This is a genomic window from Fluviicola chungangensis, from assembly GCF_007558725.1.
GTDB lineage: Bacteria > Bacteroidota > Bacteroidia > Flavobacteriales_D > Crocinitomicaceae > Fluviicola > Fluviicola chungangensis.
The window spans coordinates 600,869-624,288 of the sequence record NZ_VLPL01000001.1; the positions used below are offsets into that span (position 1 = coordinate 600,869).

Sequence of the window (23,420 nt, forward strand, 5' to 3'; positions counted from 1 at the left end):
GTAAAAATGGGATTTTTTTTCGAGAATTAACTTTTAGTAAATTGATTTAGCCGATCGATTCATTTGAATTTAACATTCCATTCTTTCAGAAAATCAGCTACAAAAGCGGCCATTATTTGATGTCTTTCTTCCCCGATCTTTTGTGCGGTTTTGGTTCTCAAACGATCCTTTATCAATAATAATTTCTCATAAAAATGATTCAGGGTATGTGACTTATCAGAAGAATAGCTTTCAAAATCCGAATGAAGAGACGGTCCCAAATCAGGCTCATAGAAAGAGCGGTTATTTTTTCCTCCGTAATGAAATGCACGTGCAATCCCAATTGCCCCGATCGCATCCAGGCGGTCAGCGTCTCGCACAATATCCAGTTCCAGGCTTCCCACTTCATCTTCTACTCCGGCTCCTTTAAAGGAAACCTTATCCACAATGGAACACACCCGGTCAATCAGTTCCTTCTCCGCATTCAGTTTCGTGAGTATTTCTCTCGAAACTCTTCCACAGTCATTTTTTACGCCACCATTCAGTTTGTGATCGGAAATATCGTGTAATAAGGCCGCCAGCCGGACAACCAACAAATCCCCACCTTCCTGATCCTGAATATGTTCAGCCAATTTCAATACCCGTTCGATGTGGTACCAATCGTGGTCTGCGCTTTCCTTTCTAAATTTTTGTTCCACGATAGTTTTCACTTCTTCGAACAAATACGTGTTATTTTTCATGATATTATGCTTGCATAAATAACTAAAAGATTCTACATTGCAAAAAAATCTAAAATCTCTCTTATGAAAAAATTAATTCTACCTGTATTGGCTGTAATGGCTTTCGGAACAGCATCCGCACAATTCAATCTGGGCGTTTCGGTTGGTTATGGTCTTGGTTCACCAGGGCAGTTTCTGGGAACTGACGAACAACATGATGCCGGCGGCCTTACCAACTCAAAAGCTATTTACGGGACATTGGGAAATGGGCTTCAGGCAAACCTGACACCCGGCTACATGTTCGGAGAGCATTTCGGGATTGAATTAGGTTTGAACGGCTTCTTTGGTTCGGAGACTACTACCCATAAAGAAAACCATCCCAGCGGTACACTTACGGAGACCATGAAGTCAAGTCAGTTCCGTATTGCTCCGGCTTTCTATATCAAATCGGGAGGAGAAAAAATGTCTGTATACGCCCGTACGGGATTACTCATTCCCCTTTTAGGCTCTGTTAAATATGAATCAAATGATAACTCTTCTCCCGGGGTAAGTGTCGTGCAAGCATCCACCACAAGCGGAAAAGTGGCATTGGGATATACCGGGGCATTCGGTCTGAATGTTCATTTCGGGAAGAAATTCGGTTTCTTTGCTGAAGTGGGAGCCAACAGTTTACGCGTAAAATCAAAAGAAACAGAAGTAACAAAATACAGTATCAACGGGAACGATTTTCTTGGAAGCGTTCCGGCATACAACAAAGACATCAAGTATGTAGATGAACTGAATTCCTCTTCCAACAATTTCTCTACGAATCCAACCGGATCAACCTTAACATCTCCAAGTGAAGAATTAAGACAAATTGCAAACTTCAGCAACTTCTTTGTTCAAGTGGGTATCAAATTAACTTTTGGAGAAGACTAATCGGAAATCTTAACGAAATTTATTGGTTCTGGGTACGGTAGAAATATCGTACCCTTTTTATTTGCAGATTGGGAAGCTTTTGCTATCTTTGCACCCTGTTTATTCGCTAAGCAGGAGTTAATATTCATTTTAATCGAGGTTTCGTACCTCAAACAATTAACATTATGGCAACACGTATTCGTTTGCAAAGACACGGTAAAAAAGGAAAAGCAATTTTCCATTTAGTAGTAGCTGATTCCCGCGCTAAGCGTGATGGTAAGTTCATTGAGAAGTTGGGGGTTTACAATCCGAACACGAACCCGGCAACAATTGACATCAATTTTGAATCAACTTTAAAATGGGTTGGTACAGGAGCTGAAATGTCTGATACTGCACGTGCAATTCTTTCTTACAAAGGAATTTTGTACAAAAATCACTTATTGAAAGGTGTAACAAAAGGAGCTTTGACTGCTGAGCAGGTAGAAACTAAATTTGCTGCTTGGGAAGCTGAAAAAGCATCTAAAATCCAAGGGAAAATTGAAGGTCTTGGAAAAGACGCTGTTGCTGATAAAGCAGCACGTTTGAAAGCTGAAGCTGATGCAAATGAAGCAAAAGCAAAAGCGATTGAAGCTAAAAACACGCCTGTTGAAGAAGCTCCTGTAGTGGAAGAGGTTGCCGAAGAAGCAGAAACTGCAACTCCGGAAGCTGCTGCCGAAGAGGCTACTGAAGCTCCTGCAGAGGATGCTCCGGCTGCTGAAGAAGGAGAAGCTGAGGCTTAATTCATTAAAAGTTGATCTATGCAACATGCTGATTGCTTTCAACTTGGTTATATTGCGAAACTTCACGGATACAAAGGTGAAGTTTCGCTATTTTTAGACGTAACCAATCCGGAAGATTACAAAACTCTGGATGCCTTTTTCATCGACATCAACGGCCAACTAACCCCTTTCTTTGTTCAATCCTTTCAATTAAAACATAAAGGGTTTGCAGCAATCAAACTGGAAGGTGTTGATTCTGAAAACGATGCTAAAATAATCCTGCGCAAAAACTGCTACCTTCCTTTGTCTGTTCTCCCGGAATTAGATGACAAGCATTTTTACGATCACGAAATCGTCGGTTTCAAATTAGTGGACACACGTTACGGAGAAACCGGGATCATTGAACAAGTAGTCGATAACAGCGTAAATCCATTGATCGTTGTCATGAACGGCGAAAAAGAGATCCTCATCCCATTCATTGAAGGACTTGTTCAAAAGGTCGACCGTAAATCCAAAACATTGCATGTCACGTCTCCCGAAGGACTGATTGAAATGTACATGGGTGAATAATGAGTGTTTTTCAATTCAAACACTTCCAGGTACAGCAAAAACATGCCGCTTTAAAAGTCGGGACCGATTCGATGATTCTCGGATCTGTCTGTCATTGGGAAAATCCTAAACGCTTATTGGACATAGGCACCGGAACCGGAATTCTTTCGCTCATGTGTGCACAACGTTTCAATTTTCATGAAATAATCGGACTCGAGATTTCAGAATATGCGGTTTTGGACGCTCATTTCAATGCACAAAACAGTCCGTTCCAATCCCCGATTTCGATCATAAACCAACCCATCCAGCAATATTTTCCCAAAGAACCATTCGATGCGATTATCAGCAATCCGCCATTCTTTGAGAACAGTCAGAAAAACCCGGATGAGCATAAATCATTGGCTCGCCACACGGAAAGTCTGTCATTTCCGGATTTGATTCGTTCTATTTCCAGGTTACTTACAAAAACAGGTAAAGCCTGGATCATTATTCCGTTCGAAAGTACAGAAAGCATCCAACGATTGGCAGAAGAAAACAATTTGTTTATTTCGGAACTCATCACCCTTTTCGGGAAACCCGACAAGCCTGTGCGCATGATCGTTTCGCTGATCAAATACCCCCTCGAAGCCCAATTTTCGTCTTTGCACATCCGAACGGAAAATGGCAGTTACACGGAAGAATACAAGGCTTTGACACGTGAATTTCACGACCGTGTCTTATAACAAGGCCACTACTTCTTCCTGGATCTCCACTCCGTGATGTTCGTTATACCAATTCTGAAGTTTGATTTTCACCTCTTCAAAAGGAGCTTTGCTCTCATGTAATTCCTGGTAAAGAACCTGGCATTCAACCGGTCTTGGTCCCCAGGTTGCTTGATCCTCACCCGCGGCATTTTTAATTACCAGTTTCGGAATAGCCTTGGAGCCGTTTGTAAGGTATTGCTCAATACGATGCGGTTCGGAATCACGCAATTCGTAGTCCACATGGATTAACGGATTCAATTCCGCCATCATATGGATAAACGGTACAATGTGTGAGGCATCGCCACACCAAGGCTCGGTAATGACAATCCATTCCTGCTTTTCGTTGATTGACTCGATCTTTTCTCTGACATGAGGCAGGATCTCTCCTTTTTTCAACCATCGGTTCATGCGCGACCAATTAAGCTTGGTGTAATTCAAATAATCTTCGTTATCGTAGGGAGCTTGTTGATTAGATGCATTTAAAATCTGTTCGAATTGTTTTAAATAAGTTTGAAAGTCCATGTCTGTAAATTTGATAGTTCAAAGTTACGGCTCAATTCTTGGAGAACGTATGACAAAAATCACTAAATAACCGGTCAATTTTGAATTAGGATTTCAATAATACAGTTCGCAAATTTGCGAACAAGCGAATTCTAATTTCCAGAACCCGAATCGGACTTCACATCATAAATCAATTCCGATATATGCTCTTCCCTAAAATAGGTCTGTGCAATTTCCAGTAACTCCTCGCTGGTTAGCTTATCAATCCCGGCATACATTTCCCCGATCGTGTCAATCTGGTTGAACAATAGCAATGATTTCCCCAATCCCTGCATTAGTCCGAGGTTCGAATCCAGCGACAAAGCAATATGCCCTTTGAGTTGTTCTTTGGCCTGTTGCAATTGTTTTGCCGTTAATGGGATTTCACGCAGTTTCTTTAATTCGGCATAAATGATCTTCATCGTTTTTGCCAGGTATTTCGGATCGGTTCCAAAATAAATAGACCAATATCCCAAATCCGGGTACGGAGAGTATTGTGCTTCTATATTGTACGTATATCCGTATTTCTCACGAACGGAAAGAATCAAACGGGAATTCATTGCCGGGCCACCCAGTACATTCGTAAGCATGGTCATTCCCCTGCGGTGATCGCTGTTGTATCCGGGAGCTATTCCGCCAATGATGGCATGTGCCTGGTAATTTCCTTCTTCTACCCGTTTCTTTACAGGTATATAACTGTCAAACCCTCTCGGGATCGCTTTCATTTTTCCAGAAGGCATGGAATGAAAATACTTTTCCAAGCATTTCACCAGTGTATTCAAGGGGATATCTCCGACAAATGAAATCACTGTGTTTTCGGTAAAAAAGAACTTATCTACATAATTTTTGAGCGAATCTCTACCGAAAGATTGCACCGATTCAGGCGTACCCAAAATGTTATTCCCCAAAGGGTGATTGGGGAAGATGAGCGCCTCGTAATCATCGAAAATCTTATCGCTTGGGCTGTCCAGGTACGAATTCAATTCGTCCAATACAATCTCCTTTTCCTTTTGGATCTCCTTTTCAGGGAAATTACTGTTGATTGCAATGTCTGATAATAGCTCCGCAGCACGATTCAAGTGGGTTTTCACAAACGAAGCGTAGAGACAAATCTCTTCTTTCGTGGTATATGCGTTCAATTCTCCTCCCACTGAATCCAGTCGGGAGAGAATATGGAATGCTTTCCGTTTTTGAGTCCCTTTGAAAATACTGTGCTCCAGGAAATGTGCCAGTCCGACTTCATGGTCCTCTTCAAACCTGGAACCGGCCAAAACAGTCACTCCCAAATGAGCAACCGGTGAGCCTGTGTGCAGATAAACCAATCTCAGCCCGTTGGAAAGGGTATATATGTGGGGTAATAATTCAATCATTCATTAAGGATACTTGCGATATAATTCCCAAGAATTGTCCGGTTTCAAATTAAACACGATCCGGTCGTGTAAGCGGGAAGGTCTTCCCTGCCAGAACTCCACATTGATCGGCCGAATCAAATAACCTCCCCAATGTTCGGGTCTTGGAATAAAATCCGGGAACTTCCCAGCGTATTCAGCCACTCGTTTCTCCAGTTCGTCTCTTGAGTTCAGGAATTCACTTTGGTGGGATGCCCAAGCTCCCAACTTGCTGCCTCTCGGACGTGATTCAAAATAAGCGTCGCTCATTTCAGCCGGAACTTTTTCCGCAAACCCGGTAACACTGATCTGGCGTTCCAATTCCGGCCAGTACAATAACGCATGTACTTGCGGGTTCGCTTCGATTGCTTTTCCCTTATCGCTGGAATAATTCGTATAAAAAACAATTCCTTCCTCCAGTAACTCTTTCCAGTAAACCACACGAGACCTTGGAAACCCATTCAATCCCAAAGTTGAAACAATCATCGCATTGGGTTCCATCGCAGGTTTTTCAATCGCTTCCCGAAGCCATTTGGCTAACAAGGCAAAAGGTTCATCACCAAAGTGATCTTCCAGTTTCCCTTTGTCAAATTGGTGATGGTCGTTTCGAATTACATCGAGGAAATCATCCATTTTTATTCTTCTTCTCCGAATTGGTCATCAATCACTGAATCTTCGTCATCTCCTTCGAATTCATCCACATCCGACCCCGGAGCTGAAAATACCGTTTTTGTTCCCATAGCATGTTCAGCAACTTCTGCTTTCACTTGTTTTTCGAAATCAACAGCTACACGATCTTCGGCTTCATCTCCAAAAGGGAAAACATCCACGATAGGGGAAATCGTAATAGAAGGAATCACATAATCGATCATCATTCCACCCAGACTCTCTTTCAGGCGTTCATATGCATCCTTAACGGAATGAGCCGTTACAATGAAATTTTGAGATACTTTTTTGGCTTTCGCACCTTCTTCACCACCATCGCCTCCGGCTTCATAAGTGATTTTGCATTTGTACCAAACATCTGCATCCTCATAGTGGAAAATATCGTGGAAATCAGTACGTGTAATTCCTGTCACGACAAACTCACCGCGGATCAGGCTTCCAAGCTCTTCATAGATTCTTGCTTCCGCATCTGTGAACGTCATTGCTGCAACCAGATACGGTTCTGAAACACGCTTAAAAGTACCGTCTTCCAGCTGTTTTGTATATTTAACCTTTACGGTAAACCAACTATTCATTTATCCATTTTTTAGAGGAACAAAGATACTACTAATTCAAAATGAAAAATGCAAAATACCAAAGTGAATTCGTTAAATTTCCGAAAGTTGACTTCCTGTTTGGAATTTTGAATTGTTTTAATCCCTATAGATTTGTCCGTTATACAAAACGATTACTGCTCGATTTTTCATTTGAACCATGACACCGTGGCCGTTGATAACGAAATCCGTGTCGTTGATCGAGGTGACTTCTTTGTAAACTCCTCCAACGGAGGCACCTACTCCACCCATTAAAGTCCTGAAAGCCACCACATCGTTTTTCATCTGCCATTCTTTCACTACGAAATTGGCCAGGTTTTTCTTTTCTCCTTTGTAAAATTGGTACGTCGTATTGGCGTCGCCCCAAACCACCAGATCATCTTTTGCATCCCAAAACTGGGCGAAGGAACTCAGGGTTTCATATTTTCCTTTTCCGTAATATTTCAGGTTTCCCTGTAAATCTTCGTATGCAACAAATCCTCTTCCGGCTTTGACTTTAGGCGATCTGAATTCTTCCACATCAAAAAATTCCCCATCCTGGAAAACGGCAAATGTACGGGTTTGCGGATCGTTAAAACCGAGTATGTCGGTTCCTGCAAAAAACTCGTATTCTGTCCCATTGTACGTCCCCAAGTCATAGATTTGTCCCCTGTAGAAGACTTTGTAAATATCTCCGTTATCTTTAAAAACGACCAAATTATCTCCCTGGACCACCGGAGAAGGCAGTTCCACCGTACTTTGAACAAGTGTCGATATTTTCCCCTTGTAGACCACATTCAATGAATTGTAACGTGTATCCTGAAAAGTAATCAATGAATCACCCACCCAGTAATCCGCACCGAACGAAGTCAGGTTATGCGGTTTTCCGTTTTCATAATAATAAATGAGCTGACCAATATTCCAGGCCGCCATATGGTCCGAAATCTTGAATGTTGCCGGCTGGTTGGTCATTACCCGGGAAAAAGTTCCGTCGTAAATTTTAAAATCGCGCTGGTTGTTGTAATAAGCAATTACTTCATCTCCGTATGCAACCCCTGTAACTGCCTGGTGATCGACCTGGTTAAAATACCCGTCTTTAAACGAATGGAAAAAATTGTTGTAGTCCATATAGGCGAAAACAGTCTGTTTTTGTGCAAAAAGACCGGATGTAAGCAGCAAAAAGCCAAAAGTCAAAAATTTCATAGTCCCGAATATAACAAAAACCATGCTAACTAATGGTTAATTGCGAAACCCCAATAAGGCCAAAAAACTTTTCGCTCTTACTGAAAGCAGATAAAAACCGTTCGTCCAGTTTTATATCCGAAATTCACCTAAATGATTGTAAAGCAATTTTTGTTGTTATTTTCGTGCAAACAAGTCGAAAAATTCAACATGAAAAAAAGTCTTTTTACAGCATTGTTGCTTTCTTCTTCGATTACCGCTTTCTCCCAGGAGAAAGTAAAGTACATCGAATATGATCTGGCAAACGGAATGCATGTTATTTTACATGAAGAACACGCTACTCCCATTGTAGCTGTTTCAGTCATGTATCACGTAGGTTCAAAAAACGAAAACCCGTCTCGAACAGGTTTTGCGCACTTTTTTGAACATTTGTTATTTGAAGGTTCCACCAACATTAAAAGAGGTGAATACTCTGAATTAGTGGAAAAAAATGGTGGAGCGTTAAATGCAAATACCAGCCAGGACAGAACGTATTACTACGAGATCCTTCCTTCCAACCAATTGGAATTGGGATTGTGGCTGGAGAGTGAACGTTTGCTTCACGCAAAAGTAGACCAAACAGGTGTTGAAACACAACGGGAAGTCGTAAAAGAGGAAAAAAGACAGCGTGTTGACAATCAGCCTTACGCTACATTTATGGAGAACCTATTCAAACTGGCATACAAAAACCATCCGTACCGCTGGGTACCGATCGGAAGTATGGAAGATTTGAATGCAGCCCAGGAAATTGATTACGTGAATTTCTACCATACATTCTATGTTCCTTCCAATTCCATTCTTTCCATTGCCGGGGATATCAATATCGAACAAACAAAGAAGTGGATCGATAAGTACTTTGCTTCCGTTCCGAAAGGACAAGCAATTAACTTGTTCCGTGATTTCGAAAACCTGGGAGAAGGTGAATTCAAAACGAAATACGGTGTGGAGAAAATGGCGTTTGACGCCAAAAACTTCAATAACCCGACTGATCCGAAAGCAAAAGAATTATTGAAGAAGTACACGGCAATGCCGTGTGATATTCCAAGACCAAATCCGGCTTTCGAACCGATCACCGGTGTTCAGCGAGAAACCGTTTACGACAACATTCAATTGCCTGCAGTATTTATGGGATACAAATTCCCGAAAGAAACGGACAAGGATTTTGCTGCGATTGAAATGTTAAATGCCGTGTTATCCGGAAGTAATTCTTCCCGCATGAACAAAGACATTGTAGAGAAAAAACAACAAGCAGTTGCTGCCTTCTCTTTCGCATTCAATATGGAAGACCCGGGATTAGGAATTGTTGCTGCTATTGCTGCTAACGGAACAAAAGTGGAAGATTTGGAGAAATCACTGGATGAAGAGATCAAATCGATCCAGGACAATTTAATTTCCGAAGAAGAATTTCAGGCTGTTCGCAATCAGTTCGAGAACCAAATCGTAAGCTCCAACTCAACAGTAGCCGGAATCGCTGAAAATTTAGCTCAAAACAAAATGTATTTCGGAAATACGGAGTTGATCAACAAGCAAATGGAAATCTACATGGGTATTACACGTGAAGATATCCAACGTGTTGCTAAAAAGTACCTGACCCAGGACAATCGGATCATTTTATATTATTTACCAAAGGCAAACTAACAGAACAGCGTCATGAAAAAGTTAATTACACTTGTTGCTTTAACAGCATTTACAGGGGTTTACGGACAAGTTGACCGTTCTGTAAGACCCGCTGCGGCTGCGGCTCCAACCATTAATATTAAAAACTCGGAAGTTTTCAAATTAAGTAACGGTATTACCGTTATTCTTTCTGAGAACCATAAATTACCACGGGTTTCTTTCTCGCTTACCATGGGAGCTTCTCCTATGATTGAAGGTTCTAAAGCAGGAACAAACAACCTGATGGGGCAATTATTGACTTCCGGAACAACCAAACGTTCGAAAGACGTATTGGATAAAGAAGTGGATAATATGGGTGCAGACCTGAATGCAGATGGTCATTCCATTTACTTCTCCTGTTTGACCAAGCACATGGAAACAGGATTGGATATCATGCAGGATGTCGCAATGAATCCAGCGTTCCCGCAAAGTGAATTTGAACGCATCAAAAAACAAAATGAATCCGGATTGTTATCTGCGAAATCAGATCCCAACACGATGGCTTCCAATGCAGAATCAAAGATCGATTTCCCGAATCACCCGCTTGGTGAAGTGATGGACGAAGCTTCTTTGGCTGCAATTACACTGGACGATGTGAAAAACAACTACAAGCAGGTATTTACACCGAACGGAGCATACCTGGTAATTGTAGGGGATATCACCAAAGACAATGCAATGAAAATGGCTGAAAAGTATTTCGGAGCATGGAAAGGTGGTCAGCCGTACAAGGAAGATTTCGGGAAAGGGTTGAAAGCAAAAGGAAACCGTGTGATTTTCGTTAACAAGCCAGGAGCCGTACAATCAGTTATATCCATTACATTCCCTATCGAAATGAAACCGGGAGCTTCCGATCAAATCGCACTGAATGTGATGAACAGCATTTTGGGTGGAGGATCATTCGGAGCCCGCTTGATGCAAAACCTTCGTGAAGATAAAGCCTACACTTACGGTGCGTATTCTTCTTTCGAGGTGACCAGAGACGGAAGCTGGTTCGGAACATCCGGAAGTTTCAGAAATGAAGTAACGGATTCAGCGATCACTCAATTGTTGGCAGAGATCACGAAAATCAGCGACAGCTACGTAACAGATGATGAATTGAACCTTGCGAAGTCTGCAATGGCAGGAGGATTTGCACGTTCATTGGAAAGACCTCAAACAATTGCTCGTTTTGCGTTGAATATTATCCGTGACAATTTACCTGCCGATTACTACCAAACATACTTAAAGCGCCTGGATGCTATTACTAAGGATGACGTATTGACCGTTGCTCAAAAATACTTCAAGAACGGATTCAATATCGTAGTAGTAGGAAACGAGGATATTTTACCAAAACTGAAAGCGTTCGATAGCGATGGTGTAATCGAAAAATTAGATCCATTCGGAAATCCTGTAAAGGAAATGAAGAAGGCAGACATCACAGCAGACCAATTGATTGAAAGATATGTCAATACGGTTACGAAAACGGCTTCTGCTAAGGATTTGGCGAAGAAAATGAAGAAAGTAAAATCAGTTGTAAAGAAAATCGAACTTTCTTCCCCTCAAATCCCGGTAGTAATCACCATGACGGAAGCTTTTGTTGCTCCGAACAAAGAAGCAATAAAAATTGAAGCACAGGGAATGGTTTTCCAAAGCTCATATTACGACGGGACAACAGGTTCTGAAATGAATATGCAGACAGGCAAAAAAGCAATGAGTGCTGAGGAAATTGCCGCGAAGAAAAAAGGAGAAGGTTTGTTCCCTGAAGCGACATATAAAACTTCCGGGATGAAGTACGAAATCAAAGGCATCGAGACAATCGCAGGAAAAGACTATTATGTGTTGACTACGAATGATGGTGAAAAAGAATCTTTTGATTACTTCGATGCGGTTACTAACCTGAAATTCAAAACCGTTTCCATTACCAAAAAAGAGGAAGAAACTAATGAAGTAACCGTCATGTATGATGATTACAAGGAGGTAAACGGTTTTCTTTTTCCTCACAAACTAACCCAAATCATGGGTGAAATGACACTTTCCGGAACTGTAAAAACAATTGAATTCAACGGAGAAGTTGACAAGACATTGTTTGAATAAGAGATTAGCAGCAGCTGACTGATTTAAAAGCGTCAGCGCAGCTTTCGATTTGAAAAAAAGCCCGGTACTTGATCGAAGTGCCGGGTTTTTTATTGCTCCCTGACAACTTTTTTTTCCCGGTGGTATTGAGTAAACACAAATAATCCGTTATGAAATTAGTTTTCACTCTTTTTGCCTTGAACTCGAAGGACGCGTGATTCTGCACACGAACGTTATGAAAACCTCATCAAAGAGCAACCGGAATGCGTTCGGCAAATTCCAGTAAAGCACCTGGCTTCGTATCTGGGCATTACACAACGCCATTTAAGCCGCATCCGAAAAGGGTTTATTTGGTGACAAATGTCCTTTTTTAAGGAAGTTTTAGCAAGTAGTTTTGCTCAAAAAAACAATCATGGGCAAGAAAATCTTACTAATCAACGGACATCCGAATAAGGACTCATTCAATTTCGGAATTGCAGCAGCATATAAAAAAGGTGCTGCCGATTCCGGTGCTGAAATCCGGGAAATCGTCATTGCAGAACTGAACTTTAACCCGAACCTTCAATTCGGGTATCAAAAAAGAACGGAATTGGAACCCGATCTTTTGAGCGCATGGGAAAAAATCCAGTGGGCGGAGCACCTGGTGTGGATTCACCCGGTTTGGTGGGGCGGACTTCCTGCCATCACCAAAGGATTTATCGATCGCTTATTTCTTCCGGGATTCGCTTTTCAATACCGGGAAAACTCTCCGTTTTGGGACAAACTCTTAACAGGGAAAACAGCACATATCATCACAACTTTGGATCAGCCGTCCTTGTTTTACCGCATCGTATTTCACAGACCAAGTGTTAATCAATTGAAGCGATCCGTTTTGAAATTCTGCGGGATCAAACCTGTTAAAGTCAGTTACATCGGTATTGTCCGGAATTCCAAACCGGAAATGCGCGAGAAGTGGTTGGAAAAGGTTCAGAATTTGGGAAAACAATTGAAATAGTGCTCTGTCATCTATATATACGTCGGAGAATAATTAAACTCCACCATTTTTCAATCCGCCGGTATGTATGAAAAGGATGGTTTGCGGTATGTTAAAATCCTGCTGTTTTAGCCATTCCATCAAGGCATGAAACGCTTTCCCGGTGTAGATTTTATCCAACGGCAAATCGTATGCATTTTTACAAGAGGAAATAAAATCCAGGAGATCCGGAGTCCATTTCCCATAACCACCGAAATGGGCTTCCGGGTGCACTTCTACCCGCCTCATGTAGTCATCAATTGTTTCTTCATCGATCAAAAACGGAAAAAGCTGCTTGCGCATTTCAGCTTCCGAATCAAATCCTTTCAACGCAGGAACAACATGCAGTACCGTATTTTCAGCTGATCCGATCAGCAACCCGCAACTGGTTGTCGTAGTTCCCTGTGCAACAAACACGTGGTCTACTTTTTCAGAAAGTTCTTTCCAGATTTCCTGGCATCCAACCATTCCGTAATAATTTGCGCCTCCTTCCGGGACCAATAAAAAATGTGGATGAGCTTCTTTCCAGCCTTCCTGGCAGCTTTTTTCATTACGTTCGTCATACGATTCGCGCGAAACAAACTTCAGTTCCATGCCCAGTTCGGAACAACGTTTCAGGTTCTCATTGCTCTCGCTGTTCAATTCTTCCCCTCTTACAACTCCGATTGATTTCAATCCGGCAGATACACAGGCAGCGGCAACTGCCAACAAATGGTTTGAATAAGCTCCGCCGAAAGTAAGAATTCCGTCTTTTTTCTGGTATTCAGCCAGTTCGATATTGTATTTGAGCTTGCGCCATTTATTCCCGGAGACTTCCGGGTGAATCAGGTCATCCCGCTTTACAAGTAGGCGAACGTTCCGGAATTTACCGGGATCCAATCTGATTTCCTGTAAAATGGATTTGGATGTATCAAAGAGCTCCATGAAATGTGTAATTTTGTTGTATGAATGATAATTTTCGTCCACTTCCCAAAAATAATGGTTTAGATCCGGAAGATTTTTATTATACCCCGGAAGGGTATATTGTTTTTACGGAAAAATATCATTTAAAGCGTGGATATTGTTGTAAAAGCGGCTGCAGACATTGTCCGTACGGATATGATAAAAAAACAGACTCCTTCAGAAAGTAATTATCAATTACGAATGATTTAATTATCAAGACTGGAATTCCTACCTGATAATTAACCCACATATTCCAGAAATAACCGATCCACCTCCTTCTCCAAATCATCCGTCTTCCCGGGATGTGGACGTGAAGTTTGAATGACCGAACTCCTTACAGCAGTCAACCAACGGAAGCGTTCCGGTAATTCTTCACACGCAATGGGCCCACCGGCTTTTGATCCGGCGCTAATCAACTCAAAAGCATGTAAGTTCGCTTTGATCTGTTCCAGGTCTATTTCGCACTTAAAGAGTTTCAGTCGTTCTTCGGGAAGCACGATCCTGGTTTGAATGAACCCTTGCTTTTTCGAGAACAAGATAATACCCACGTTGATGAATTCTTCGCGTTCAACCTGCGGTACCAGGCGTATTACTGCATATTCATATAAAAACATTCCGGGCATTTTTAGCTTCATTTACGAACTGTTGCGAATGATCAAGACGAATAGTTAAAAACCGTTTGTATACCATTCTTATCTCATCCGGAGTTGCTTCCAGGTCTTCCCATTCCAGCCAGGATTCAGGAAGTGCATCCACCAGTTCATTCAATTTTTCCTGCGTCAACCTGGAATGCGCAAACGCGTCTGCTTCATCCATCTTGGCAGCTTGTGGCAGAAGCACATGATCTTTCACATAGGTGAAATTACTTTGAGCGGTTTTCTCCCAGTTTTCCCACGTATGATGAAAATAAAACGATGCACCGTGATCGATCAGCCACAATTCCTTTTTCCAGATCAACATGTTCGTATTTCTGAAAGTACGGTCAATGTTCGTTATAAAGGCATCCAGCCACACAATCCGCGAAGCCGTTTCCTCATCCACTTTTGTCACCACAGGATCAAATGTAATGGCACCGGAAAGAAAATGCAACCCCAAATTCAATCCATGACTTGCACGCAACAAATCCTGAATTTCTTCATCTGCTTCAGAACGTCCGAAATCTTCATCCAGGTTTATAAAGACCAATTCAGGAACTTTAAAGCCCAGCATGCGTGCAATTTCCCCTCCCAAAAATTCAGATATTAATGCTTTTACTCCATGTCCGGCTCCTTTAAACTTCAGAACATACTTGAAATCGTCATCCGCATCCACCAATGCAGGCAGTGAACCACCTTCCCGCAAAGGGGAAATGTATCTCGTTACGTTTACCGTTCTTAAAAAATCTGACATATCAATCTTCTTTACGGATTCCGTTTTCAGGAACTTTGCCGGTAAATTCCGCCAAAACATTCTTGATATACTTTATATCAGTATCTACGTCACCTGTAGGTACAAAAAGGGAATGGAATCCGCCGATTTTCTGTTTATAATCGATGTAACCGATATAAATGGGAACATGTGCCTGCTGAGCAATGTAATAAAAACCTTTTTTCCATTTGGGCTGATAACTGCGTGTTCCTTCAGGGGTAAAAACCATGAAGCACTTTTCATTTTCATTCAAATACTTCACTGCCTGCTCAGTAATGTTGTTGTTGCTCTTCTTCCGGTCGACGGGAATTCCTCCCATTGCTTTTAAAATTGGTCCCAGCGGAAAAAAGAACAAATCTTTCTTGATCAGGAACTTCGCATTCACTTTATAATGTGCAAATGCAATTTTTCCGATAATAAAATCCCAATTGGATGTATGTGGTCCCATGACCACAACTGCTTTTTTAACTCCTATTGGAACATGATCATCTATTTTCCAACCGAATAGCTTAAGTAACCAGAAAAAGAATTTTCCCATGAAACAAAGTTACAATTTCAATAAAAAATTACCTTTATGCCATGCAAATAAAAAAACGCTTTTATGCTGCCTTTCTTGTAGTGCTGCTTACAGCCTCCAGTTTACTCATTTTTATTTGCCTGAATATTCTTTCTACCAATCAAACCAACCCGCTTGTACCCATTCCTGGGGATGTTAAATGGGTAGTAAGACTGGATGCAGAATCATTTGTCAAGAAAGAAGTGTACAACACCTTGTTTGCTGAAAAAGACGATGCCTTTATCCAAAAGGTGCGCGAATTGATTAATAAGAACTTCAACGGCGATTCCAATAAAAAATCACTGCGGATTGATCCCCAGGAAGACATTGTGCTCTACAGCATTGAACGAAATCATAAAACCTATCTGTTGATTGCTGTGCAGACAAAGGATGCAGACGCTTTCAGTAAGCACATTGGTGCCTATTGCAAATCCAACCAGGCCGGAAGTGCAAAAGGACATTGCGGATTGTTTATCCAACAGATCAAGGGAAAAAAAGACCGGGATGAATTGGAACAAACGCTCATGCAAATCCTTAATCAGCCTTTTAAAGAACTCAAGAAAGCTGCTCCCGAAAAGAACGAATTCATTGCTTTGGACCTCCAAAAACTTCCGGCAAAAAGTGGTTTTTCTTCCATGAAATTATCCGTTCAACACCGGGATAAATCCATTAACCTGGAAGGGAATGTGGTATATCCCAAAAAACTTCATGCCAGTTTGAAATTCGGTTTGAAATCCGAAGGAGTATATGTTTATTCACGGTTCATCCCGGAAGCATTGCCGGATACCTTACTGAACTTCCTACCCGACGGACTTCCTCACTTTAAAGACATTGAAGCTTATGCGGTAGATTTTCAGGGAACATACCTCGAGGACCCGAAAGACAGTCTTCCAAGTATTATTGGATTTTTACCCACGCCGGTCATGAACCTGATCGTTCAATCGAAACATGACTGCAAGGTAGAAGATTTGTGGAAAGCATTTCCAGAGTCGGTTCGCAGACCAAACCTGACTTTGAACTTCGGGAATACGGTGTTTCATTTAAAGCAGCTTTCAGCCAACGCCTACTTTATCGGGGTTGATCCAACAGCAATTGTTCCCTATTCGGGCAACGATGTATTTTTCGTCAAAGGTCACCTGGAAAAATCTACGAAGATTTACGGAAGTACTTTTGTTACTGCGTTCATTGAAAACATGGGACCTGTCAAAGCATTTAACGATTTCCTGAACAGTTCCGAATCGATCAGTATCGAGATCAAACATCAGCACGGGAGCCTGTATACAATCAGTGGACAGATCAATTTCAAGAAAGACAAACGCCCACTTCATGAAATGACCAAAATGGTATTCGGAATGCCGATTTTTGAACAATAGTTAAACGTAACGCACTTTTGCAGTCATCGTTTTATCTTCTTTTAGTACGAATTTAAAATTCTCAAATTTGGGTTTGCTCCAGGAAGTGTGGTAGTAATCTGCAAATCCAAATCCTTCATCGGGCATGAACATGGTGTAATCCATTTCTTTGTTCTTATTTTCATCATCCAAAAGTGCTATTCCGTATTCCCCTTCTTCAATTCCGGTAAAAGTGCATATCAATGTATTGTTCTTCATTTCACTCTTATCCACGATCTTCACCTTCCAGGGAAGTCCTTTGTTGTAATTTTCTGCACTCCGGAAAATTTGAAGCTGAATACTTCCTTTATTATTCCGGATGTTAGTTACTTTAATTGTGATGGTATGATAGTTTGTTGCTTTGAATGATGCGGAAACCAGGTAAATAACCGCGAGTAAAATGACTGTGAAGAATGATCTTTTCATGGTGTTAAACAGATGTGCTTGCATAAATTTAATACATCCTCTTAAAACCTTTACACGTTTCGATTTGATTTAACAAATTACTTCCGTTTTCAATTCAGGATAGCAAACTAGTTCTTAAATTGGAATGAGTAATGCACTGATTTCTGCGATAGTAAAAAATGATCTCGACGCAGTGAAGAAGCTCATAGAAGAAAAAGAATATTTGACAAGCTAAAACATCCTGCTAATTTGTCTTCTCTCTATAATCGCATTGAAAGAGATTGAATCATCAAGTTTTGATCTGATGTAACAATTCTGTGAAATAGGCCGGTGCACCGATCAATCGCGACCCGTACCAGGAAAAATATTCTCCATCGACCAAAACAACCTGGCTTGCCGGAAATTGATTTTGCAATTCTTCGATGTGTTTCTCTTTAAAAGGAAAAGGCTCTGAGCTTAAGAAGATCAGATCGGGATTTAACTGCTGTAAGTTCACTTCCGGGTAACGTTCCTTTGTCATTGCATTTTCAAACCCCAGCGTATGCAACATGGAATCGATGAAGGTGTTTGGTCCGACTGCGATATACGGATTTTTCCAAATGAGGTATAAAACGGTTTTACCTGTTTTTTTTAACCCTTCCAATTGTGAGAAGTTCGTTTTGATTTCCGAAACAATCTCTTCAGCTCTTTTTGCCGTTTCAGTGATCTCTCCTATTTTCCGGATCATATCGAGCGCATCTTCCAAGTTGAAAATATCGCTCATCCAGGTTGGATGGATTACTTCCAGTTCTTCGATATCCGCCTGATTATTTTCTTCCTTGTTCCCAATGACCAAATCAGGATTCAAGGATCGAACCAGGTCAATTTTGACATTCTTGGTCCCTCCAATGAGCTGCACTTCTTTTTTCAACCCAACAGGATGTACACAAAACTTGGTAATACCGACCAATTTGTCCCGCAAACCCAGGTCGACCAATAATTCGGTTTGCGAAGGAACTAATGAGACAATACGCGAAACGGTGGATTGAATCTCCACCGTTCGCTGCATTTGATCTGTGTAATTTTTTTTATCCATTCTCATTTAAAAACATGCAGTACTCTGTCGTGACTGAACACTACGGTTTTCATTTATCATGAGGTTATTACGCCAAAGACGCAATTACATCCTGACGAGTCAGGATCTTTTTGTCTCCGTTTGCCCGTTCAACAATCACTGCAGGAGTCTGTTCATTGATCAGTTTCGCCACATCTTCCAATTTTGCTGTTCCCATAACAACCGGGAAAGGTTTCTGCATGATTTTGGAAATCGGTGTGTCTCTCAATGCCGGATTGTCAACCAACAACTGGTAAACCTGGGAATCATTCAATGAACCGACCAATTCTCCGTCACGCAATACCGGAATTTGGGAAATGTTGTACTTACGCATTTTCATAATGGCATGCGACACCAATTCTTCGGAATATAAGGTAACCAAAGGTAAGTCTGCATGACGTGCAATGACATCTTCCGCTGTTTTAAATTCTTCTTCCAGGAATCCGCGTTCGCGCATCCAATCGTCATTGAAGATCTTACCAACATAGCGGCTTCCATGATCGTGGAACAAAACTACCACCACATCGTTTTCAGTCAACTGGTCCTGCAATTGCAACAATCCACCGATAGCAGCTCCTGCGGAGTTTCCTACGAAAATTCCTTCTTCGCGTGCCAAACGACGCGTGTAAATTGCAGCATCTTTATCCGTTACTTTCTCAAATAGATCAATCACATCAAAATCCACGTTTGCAGGAAGGATGTCTTCCCCGATTCCCTCGGTGATGTACGGATAGATTTCATTTTCGTCAAAAATTCCTGTTTCCTTGTATTTTTTGAAAACAGAACCGTAGGTATCGATTCCCCAAATCTTGATATTCGGGTTTTGCTCTTTCAGGTATTTTCCAACTCCGGAAATGGTACCTCCTGTTCCCACTCCGACAACGAAATGTGTCACCTTCCCGTCGGTCTGTTCCCAGATCTCCGGTCCTGTTTGCTCGTAATGAGCAATGCGGTTCGACAAATTATCGTATTGGTTCACGTACCAGGAATTCGGAATTTCTTTCGCCAGTCTTTTGGAAACAGAATAATATGAACGCGGATCCGAAGGCTCAACTGCAGTTGGACAAACCACTACTTCCGCACCTACCGCACGCAGAATATCCATCTTCTCTTTCGACTGCTTGTCATTCAAAACACAAATCAGTTTATAACCTTTTACAATAGCAGCCAGAGCAAGCCCCATTCCTGTGTTACCGGAAGTTCCTTCAATGATAGTACCGCCCGGTTTCAATAATCCGTTCTTTTCCGCGTCTTCGATCATTTTCACCGCCATTCGGTCCTTTACGGAGTTCCCCGGATTCGTTGTTTCAACTTTCGCCAAAACAGTTGCCTTACAGTTTTTGGTTAGTTTGTTTAATTTGACCAAAGGAGTATTCCCAATGGTTTCCAATATGTTGTTATAAACTTTCATGCATTGAATTTTACACAAAGATAGTTTTAATCCAAAATATAAAATTCAAAATGAAAAAGATCAGCGAATTTTGATTCCAAGAAGATGTTTGTTCAGGTTCTCTGCATTAAATCATCTAGTGACATTTTGATTGTTGTCACATAATAAACGTAACTGTCAATCTTCAATTACTACTTTTCCTTTCAATTCTCCAACTGAATAATAATAAATCCCGCTGCCACAAGTTGGATACCATGTACTTGAGTTTTCCCCAGCAAGCAATATAAACTCATCTACTTTTTTTCCATCACTCGAAAAAATAGAAATCAGTTGATCCTTATCTTGAGGTGCCGAAAAATCAAACACGACAAAATCATTGGACGGATTGGGGTAGAGATTCAGGTCGAAGTTCTTTGCTGCAAAATTCGATGTGGCTAAATCCGTGATTTTCAACTTTACCAACCAAGCATCCGTACTCCCATGTGTTCCCGTAGTCTGGTTACCGGAAACTGGACTCGCAGTTGAAGCCAAACAAATCAATGTGTCTCCTCGTTGATATCCTACAGAAACCCCATCATCTGCTGACCCACCTAAAGTGAATTGTCCAATGGGTGTTCCATCTGTATTTACAAAAACCATCCAACCATCTCTTGCGCCATACGAAGGAGCAGTCCTGTTCCCTGTACCTTGCGCTGATTGCGCATTTGAGCCGATAGCTAACAACCCATCCTCTAAAAGAACTATTCTACTAGGGTAATCATCATGTGATCCCCCAAAACTTCTTTCCCAAACTTTATTTAAGTCATCATCTAATTTTACTAACCAAATGTCGCTTCTTGAATTCCCATCAAAACCAGGTACCTGGAGTGTTGTTTTGTTTCCGGTTGCTCCCGAATAAGAAGAGTTGACAAAATAGAGATTGGTTCCATCGGTAATAAGTGTTCCTGCCGGTTCTTCGGAATTTGACCCACCAAAACACTTATCCGCCACAACATTCAATGTATTATCCAGTTTGACCATCCAAACATCAGTTGCCCCATATCCATTATCTGTTTTATCACCACTTGTTCCAACTAAAGAATACCCCATTAAAAACAATTCCTGGTTATCGGTTATAGTAGCATCTCTAAAAGTGTCTCCGTTAGCACTTCCTATGACTTTTTCGGTTACAACCGATAAATCTAGAGGATCGATTTCCAATAGCCAATAATCCCCAGCTCCTTTTGAGTCCTGAGTTTTATTGCCACTGATGGGAGAATTACTTGTGCCCAAAAGTAGGAAATGATTACTCCATTTCATTAATTTCACTGCTTGATCACCAGAAGTTCCACCATAAGTTTTCTGATCAAGAATATTTCCGTCTAAATCCAATTTTAAGAACCAAAAATCATAGAGCCCATAATTCGTAGCATTCATTTCAAAAGAAGGCGTTGAAAAAGTAGTTAATAAACAATAAATTGCCGTATCGGTAACAATCGCACCTGTATATGAATCTTCTTGATTTCCTCCTATGGTTTTTTGCCATTCGATGTTAAAATTCAGGTCTGTTTTCAGGATCCACAAATCAAAACCACCACGCGAATTTTCACTTTTATCAAACGAACTGTTCGAATTGGAAAGTCCAATCAAATAGTAACCCGAACTGTCCGGAGTATAAATCATTTCCAATCCATCAAAACCACTGCCTCCAATATTTTTTTGAAAAACAATATCGAATTGTGTAAAAGCTGTATTTATTGATACTGCTAAAAGAAAAGTGAAAAGCGTTTTCATACAAAGTAAAATGAAGGAGGCCGAAGCCTCCTGGTTAACGAATTATTCTGTTAAAGCCGTTTCCTGTATAACGGTTCCGTCATCTAAAATTACGGAAACTCTCAATTGGTTGTATGGAATATCACCGGTAATTGGTATTACTCGAAGGATTTCAGTATTGGCAATTAAATTGACTGCTTCTGTGTAAACCGTTGTTCCATCTAGTTTTTGTACCAAGATATTGACAGAAGTATTCTCATTTGATTGAACACCGAATTTTAACTCTGAATTTACTATTACATTGGGTGAGATACTAATTTCAACAACTCGTGCGTCTGCAATTGGACCTAACACTCTATAGACCGGAATGATTCTCCCATCAGTTAAGAACAAATTGATTCTGTACAAACCAGCAGAAAAATCACCTTCTTCTCCTTTCACACTAGGTGTTCCATTCGGATTATCAATAGATAAATAATACCCGGATTCTTTATCCAGGGATTCAAAGGTGATTCCCCCGATAAGTCCTCCAAGACCACCACCAATAGGGCCGTCCGGAATCAAACAATCCTCCGGATCTCCAGAAACATCACCCGTAGCAAAATCAAAACAAAGCTCTATTGCTTCCATAAAATCATCAATATTGGGAGCCCCAGGTCCTCCTGAACTTCCTGAACCGTTCTGCATGGTTGAACAATACAATTGATTTGGAATTTGATAAATCGGATTCCCTTGAGAGTCTGTCCCTGTTTGGGTTAAAAACCAAGCTTGGTTTCCCGTTACTGTATTTCCACTAGTTGGAAGTGATGCAGGATCCAAATTAGCATTAAAAATACTTGTCCCCGTCCCGATATTTGCTTCACACCAATCCGTAGATGCTTCATAGTTTCCCGTATTTGCAGTGTTAAAATGCTCATACTTGTCCATTTTCTTTTCAACCAAGAAACCTGTTGTTACTATATTGTTTTGCGCATCATAATATGGCCCACCTGGTGTAGTGGGAAAAATCTCGATATGATCCCTTTCGTAAATTAATGACCCAAATCCAGCAGTTGCTTTTCTGTAAGGATGAAGAACATCATACAATTCATAATTCACAATATCAATCGCCTGATAATAAGGAGCATACTGCCCAATTAAAGCATTGTGTGCACCTGCATTATCAGAAGCCATCAAATAAGTGGAACCATTATAAGTCTGCATAAGGTTAATACGGTAGGACTCACGTAGGCCATTGCAATCCAAATAACAAATGGGTACCGGACCAGGATGATCTCCAATAGATTGAGGATCACTTTCTTCCAATAAAACATCAGTAGAACTATATTTTCCAATGGTGTAAAATAAATCTGAAGAAGTTAACTGAGGAGACGTGAATTGAAAGTAGTTATTCGTAGATCTTGTAGATGAAATTAATGTGTAACTACTATTTACCAGTTGATAAACATTGACCTTGTAGTTTACTCCATCTTCTTTCGACCAATAAATGAAACCATTGGATTTCCATGGAGTTAGATACGACTGAAGAGTTTGACCTTGAGTCGTTAGTGCAAAAGTAGCATTGATGAACAATGCTAATAAGATTTTCTTCATATTTTTTGATTTAAGTGAGTTGTGAAACTAATACAAAAAAGTCAATCAATAAACAGTTTATCGTAAATTTTAACAAAAAAGTTATTTTGAAAAAATATTTAAAGATATTAAAGTTTTGTTTATCAAAACTTTACAGTTT

Annotated in this window: 24 protein-coding genes and 1 pseudogene; 10 read left to right on the forward strand and 15 right to left on the reverse strand. The window is 40.8% G+C overall.

Translation table 11 applies throughout. The features are described from left to right. Nucleotides 1–59: 59 nt before the first annotated feature. Nucleotides 60–719 (reverse strand): HD domain-containing protein, encoded by a 660-nt coding sequence (locus tag FO442_RS02925; RefSeq protein ID WP_144331639.1) that lies wholly within the window; start codon nt 717–719, stop codon nt 60–62. A gap of 63 nt (nt 720–782) precedes the next feature. Between FO442_RS02925 and FO442_RS02930 the strand changes: the two genes are divergently transcribed. The 4 genes from FO442_RS02930 (at nt 783) to FO442_RS02945 (ending at nt 3,624) form a co-directional block, all read left to right on the forward strand. Next, nucleotides 783–1,616 carry an outer membrane beta-barrel protein gene (locus FO442_RS02930; RefSeq protein ID WP_144331640.1) on the forward strand — a complete coding sequence of 278 codons (834 nt, stop codon included), beginning with the start codon at nt 783–785 and terminating at the stop codon, nt 1,614–1,616. 164 nt (nt 1,617–1,780) lie between these two features. Then, the gene (locus FO442_RS02935; RefSeq protein WP_144331641.1) at nt 1,781–2,374 is read left to right on the forward strand and encodes a 30S ribosomal protein S16; all 594 of its coding nucleotides are present in this window, start codon (nt 1,781–1,783) and stop codon (nt 2,372–2,374) included. An 18-nt stretch (nt 2,375–2,392) separates the two neighbouring features. Next, on the forward strand, nt 2,393–2,923 hold the full coding sequence (gene rimM, locus FO442_RS02940; RefSeq protein WP_144331642.1) for a ribosome maturation factor RimM: 531 nt from the start codon (nt 2,393–2,395) through the stop codon (nt 2,921–2,923). Further along, nucleotides 2,923–3,624 (forward strand): tRNA1(Val) (adenine(37)-N6)-methyltransferase, encoded by a 702-nt coding sequence (locus FO442_RS02945; RefSeq protein ID WP_144331643.1) that lies wholly within the window; start codon nt 2,923–2,925, stop codon nt 3,622–3,624. The genes rimM and FO442_RS02945 overlap by 1 nt, the downstream gene beginning before the upstream one ends. Here the strand turns inward: FO442_RS02945 and FO442_RS02950 are convergent. From FO442_RS02950 to FO442_RS02970, 5 genes are all read right to left on the reverse strand, one after another. After that, nucleotides 3,619–4,167, reverse strand: coding sequence for a thioredoxin family protein (locus FO442_RS02950; protein ID WP_144331644.1), 549 nt, complete (start codon nt 4,165–4,167; stop codon nt 3,619–3,621). The two genes, FO442_RS02945 and FO442_RS02950, sit on opposite strands and share 6 nt — an antisense overlap. 131 nt (nt 4,168–4,298) lie before the next feature. Continuing rightward, nucleotides 4,299–5,555 carry a M16 family metallopeptidase gene (locus FO442_RS02955; protein WP_144331645.1) on the reverse strand — a complete coding sequence of 419 codons (1,257 nt, stop codon included), beginning with the start codon at nt 5,553–5,555 and terminating at the stop codon, nt 4,299–4,301. A gap of 3 nt (nt 5,556–5,558) precedes the next feature. Beyond that, complete coding sequence (gene pdxH / locus FO442_RS02960) at nt 5,559–6,206, reverse strand: pyridoxamine 5'-phosphate oxidase (protein ID WP_144331646.1); 648 nt, start codon at nt 6,204–6,206, stop codon at nt 5,559–5,561. 2 nt (nt 6,207–6,208) lie between these two features. Then, nucleotides 6,209–6,814, reverse strand: a complete 606-nt coding sequence (locus tag FO442_RS02965) for a DUF4494 domain-containing protein (protein ID WP_144331647.1) — start codon at nt 6,812–6,814, stop codon at nt 6,209–6,211. Nucleotides 6,815–6,931: 117 nt separating this feature from the next. Next, nucleotides 6,932–8,014 carry a hypothetical protein gene (locus FO442_RS02970; protein ID WP_144331648.1) on the reverse strand — a complete coding sequence of 361 codons (1,083 nt, stop codon included), beginning with the start codon at nt 8,012–8,014 and terminating at the stop codon, nt 6,932–6,934. 189 nt (nt 8,015–8,203) lie between these two features. On the opposite strand from FO442_RS02970, the gene FO442_RS02975 reads away from it, so the two are divergent. The 4 genes and pseudogenes from FO442_RS02975 to FO442_RS02990 all read left to right on the forward strand — a co-directional run bounded on the left by FO442_RS02975 (nt 8,204) and on the right by FO442_RS02990 (nt 12,734). Further along, nucleotides 8,204–9,670 carry a M16 family metallopeptidase gene (locus FO442_RS02975; protein WP_144331649.1) on the forward strand — a complete coding sequence of 489 codons (1,467 nt, stop codon included), beginning with the start codon at nt 8,204–8,206 and terminating at the stop codon, nt 9,668–9,670. Between the two features lie 12 nt (nt 9,671–9,682). Further along, on the forward strand, nt 9,683–11,761 hold the full coding sequence (locus FO442_RS02980) for a M16 family metallopeptidase (protein ID WP_144331650.1): 2,079 nt from the start codon (nt 9,683–9,685) through the stop codon (nt 11,759–11,761). Between the two features lie 192 nt (nt 11,762–11,953). Beyond that, nucleotides 11,954–12,097 (forward strand): annotated as a pseudogene (locus FO442_RS19025) (Crp/Fnr family transcriptional regulator); the annotation flags it as partial. Between the two features lie 55 nt (nt 12,098–12,152). Next, nucleotides 12,153–12,734, forward strand: a complete 582-nt coding sequence (locus FO442_RS02990; RefSeq protein WP_144331651.1) for an NAD(P)H-dependent oxidoreductase — start codon at nt 12,153–12,155, stop codon at nt 12,732–12,734. Between the two features lie 33 nt (nt 12,735–12,767). On the opposite strand, the gene FO442_RS02995 is transcribed toward FO442_RS02990, so the two are convergent. After that, on the reverse strand, nt 12,768–13,676 hold the full coding sequence (locus tag FO442_RS02995) for a 1-aminocyclopropane-1-carboxylate deaminase/D-cysteine desulfhydrase (protein WP_144331652.1): 909 nt from the start codon (nt 13,674–13,676) through the stop codon (nt 12,768–12,770). A 20-nt stretch (nt 13,677–13,696) separates the two neighbouring features. Between FO442_RS02995 and FO442_RS03000 the strand changes: the two genes are divergently transcribed. Continuing rightward, nucleotides 13,697–13,882, forward strand: a complete 186-nt coding sequence (locus FO442_RS03000) for a C1orf53 family protein (protein WP_144331653.1) — start codon at nt 13,697–13,699, stop codon at nt 13,880–13,882. Nucleotides 13,883–13,933: 51 nt separating this feature from the next. Here FO442_RS03000 and FO442_RS03005 read toward each other — a convergent pair whose 3' ends face one another. The 3 genes from FO442_RS03005 to FO442_RS03015 are packed head-to-tail and all read right to left on the reverse strand — an operon-like array spanning nt 13,934 to nt 15,639. After that, nucleotides 13,934–14,308, reverse strand: coding sequence for a DUF3037 domain-containing protein (locus FO442_RS03005; RefSeq protein ID WP_222101967.1), 375 nt, complete (start codon nt 14,306–14,308; stop codon nt 13,934–13,936). Beyond that, nucleotides 14,295–15,083: a HipA family kinase gene (locus FO442_RS03010; protein ID WP_144331654.1), complete on the reverse strand. Its 789-nt coding sequence runs from the start codon at nt 15,081–15,083 to the stop codon at nt 14,295–14,297. Before FO442_RS03010 ends, FO442_RS03005 begins: the two co-directional genes overlap by 14 nt. 1 nt (nt 15,084) lies before the next feature. After that, nucleotides 15,085–15,639 (reverse strand): 1-acyl-sn-glycerol-3-phosphate acyltransferase, encoded by a 555-nt coding sequence (locus FO442_RS03015; RefSeq protein ID WP_144331655.1) that lies wholly within the window; start codon nt 15,637–15,639, stop codon nt 15,085–15,087. 41 nt (nt 15,640–15,680) lie between these two features. Between FO442_RS03015 and FO442_RS03020 the strand changes: the two genes are divergently transcribed. Then, nucleotides 15,681–17,030, forward strand: coding sequence for a hypothetical protein (locus FO442_RS03020; RefSeq protein ID WP_144331656.1), 1,350 nt, complete (start codon nt 15,681–15,683; stop codon nt 17,028–17,030). On the opposite strand, the gene FO442_RS03025 is transcribed toward FO442_RS03020, so the two are convergent. The 5 genes from FO442_RS03025 to FO442_RS03045 all read right to left on the reverse strand — a co-directional run bounded on the left by FO442_RS03025 (nt 17,031) and on the right by FO442_RS03045 (nt 23,281). Continuing rightward, entirely contained in the window at nt 17,031–17,474 is a 444-nt protein-coding gene (locus FO442_RS03025; protein WP_186279855.1) for a DUF2141 domain-containing protein, read from the reverse strand. Nucleotides 17,475–17,742: 268 nt separating this feature from the next. Next, nucleotides 17,743–18,528, reverse strand: coding sequence for an ABC transporter substrate-binding protein (locus FO442_RS03030; RefSeq protein ID WP_144331658.1), 786 nt, complete (start codon nt 18,526–18,528; stop codon nt 17,743–17,745). Nucleotides 18,529–18,595: 67 nt separating this feature from the next. Next, entirely contained in the window at nt 18,596–19,957 is a 1,362-nt protein-coding gene (locus tag FO442_RS03035; protein WP_144331659.1) for a pyridoxal-phosphate dependent enzyme, read from the reverse strand. A 156-nt stretch (nt 19,958–20,113) separates the two neighbouring features. Continuing rightward, complete coding sequence (locus tag FO442_RS03040) at nt 20,114–21,709, reverse strand: T9SS type A sorting domain-containing protein (protein ID WP_144331660.1); 1,596 nt, start codon at nt 21,707–21,709, stop codon at nt 20,114–20,116. A gap of 42 nt (nt 21,710–21,751) precedes the next feature. Then, nucleotides 21,752–23,281, reverse strand: a complete 1,530-nt coding sequence (locus FO442_RS03045; protein ID WP_144331661.1) for a hypothetical protein — start codon at nt 23,279–23,281, stop codon at nt 21,752–21,754. Between the last annotated feature and the right edge of the window lie 139 nt (nt 23,282–23,420).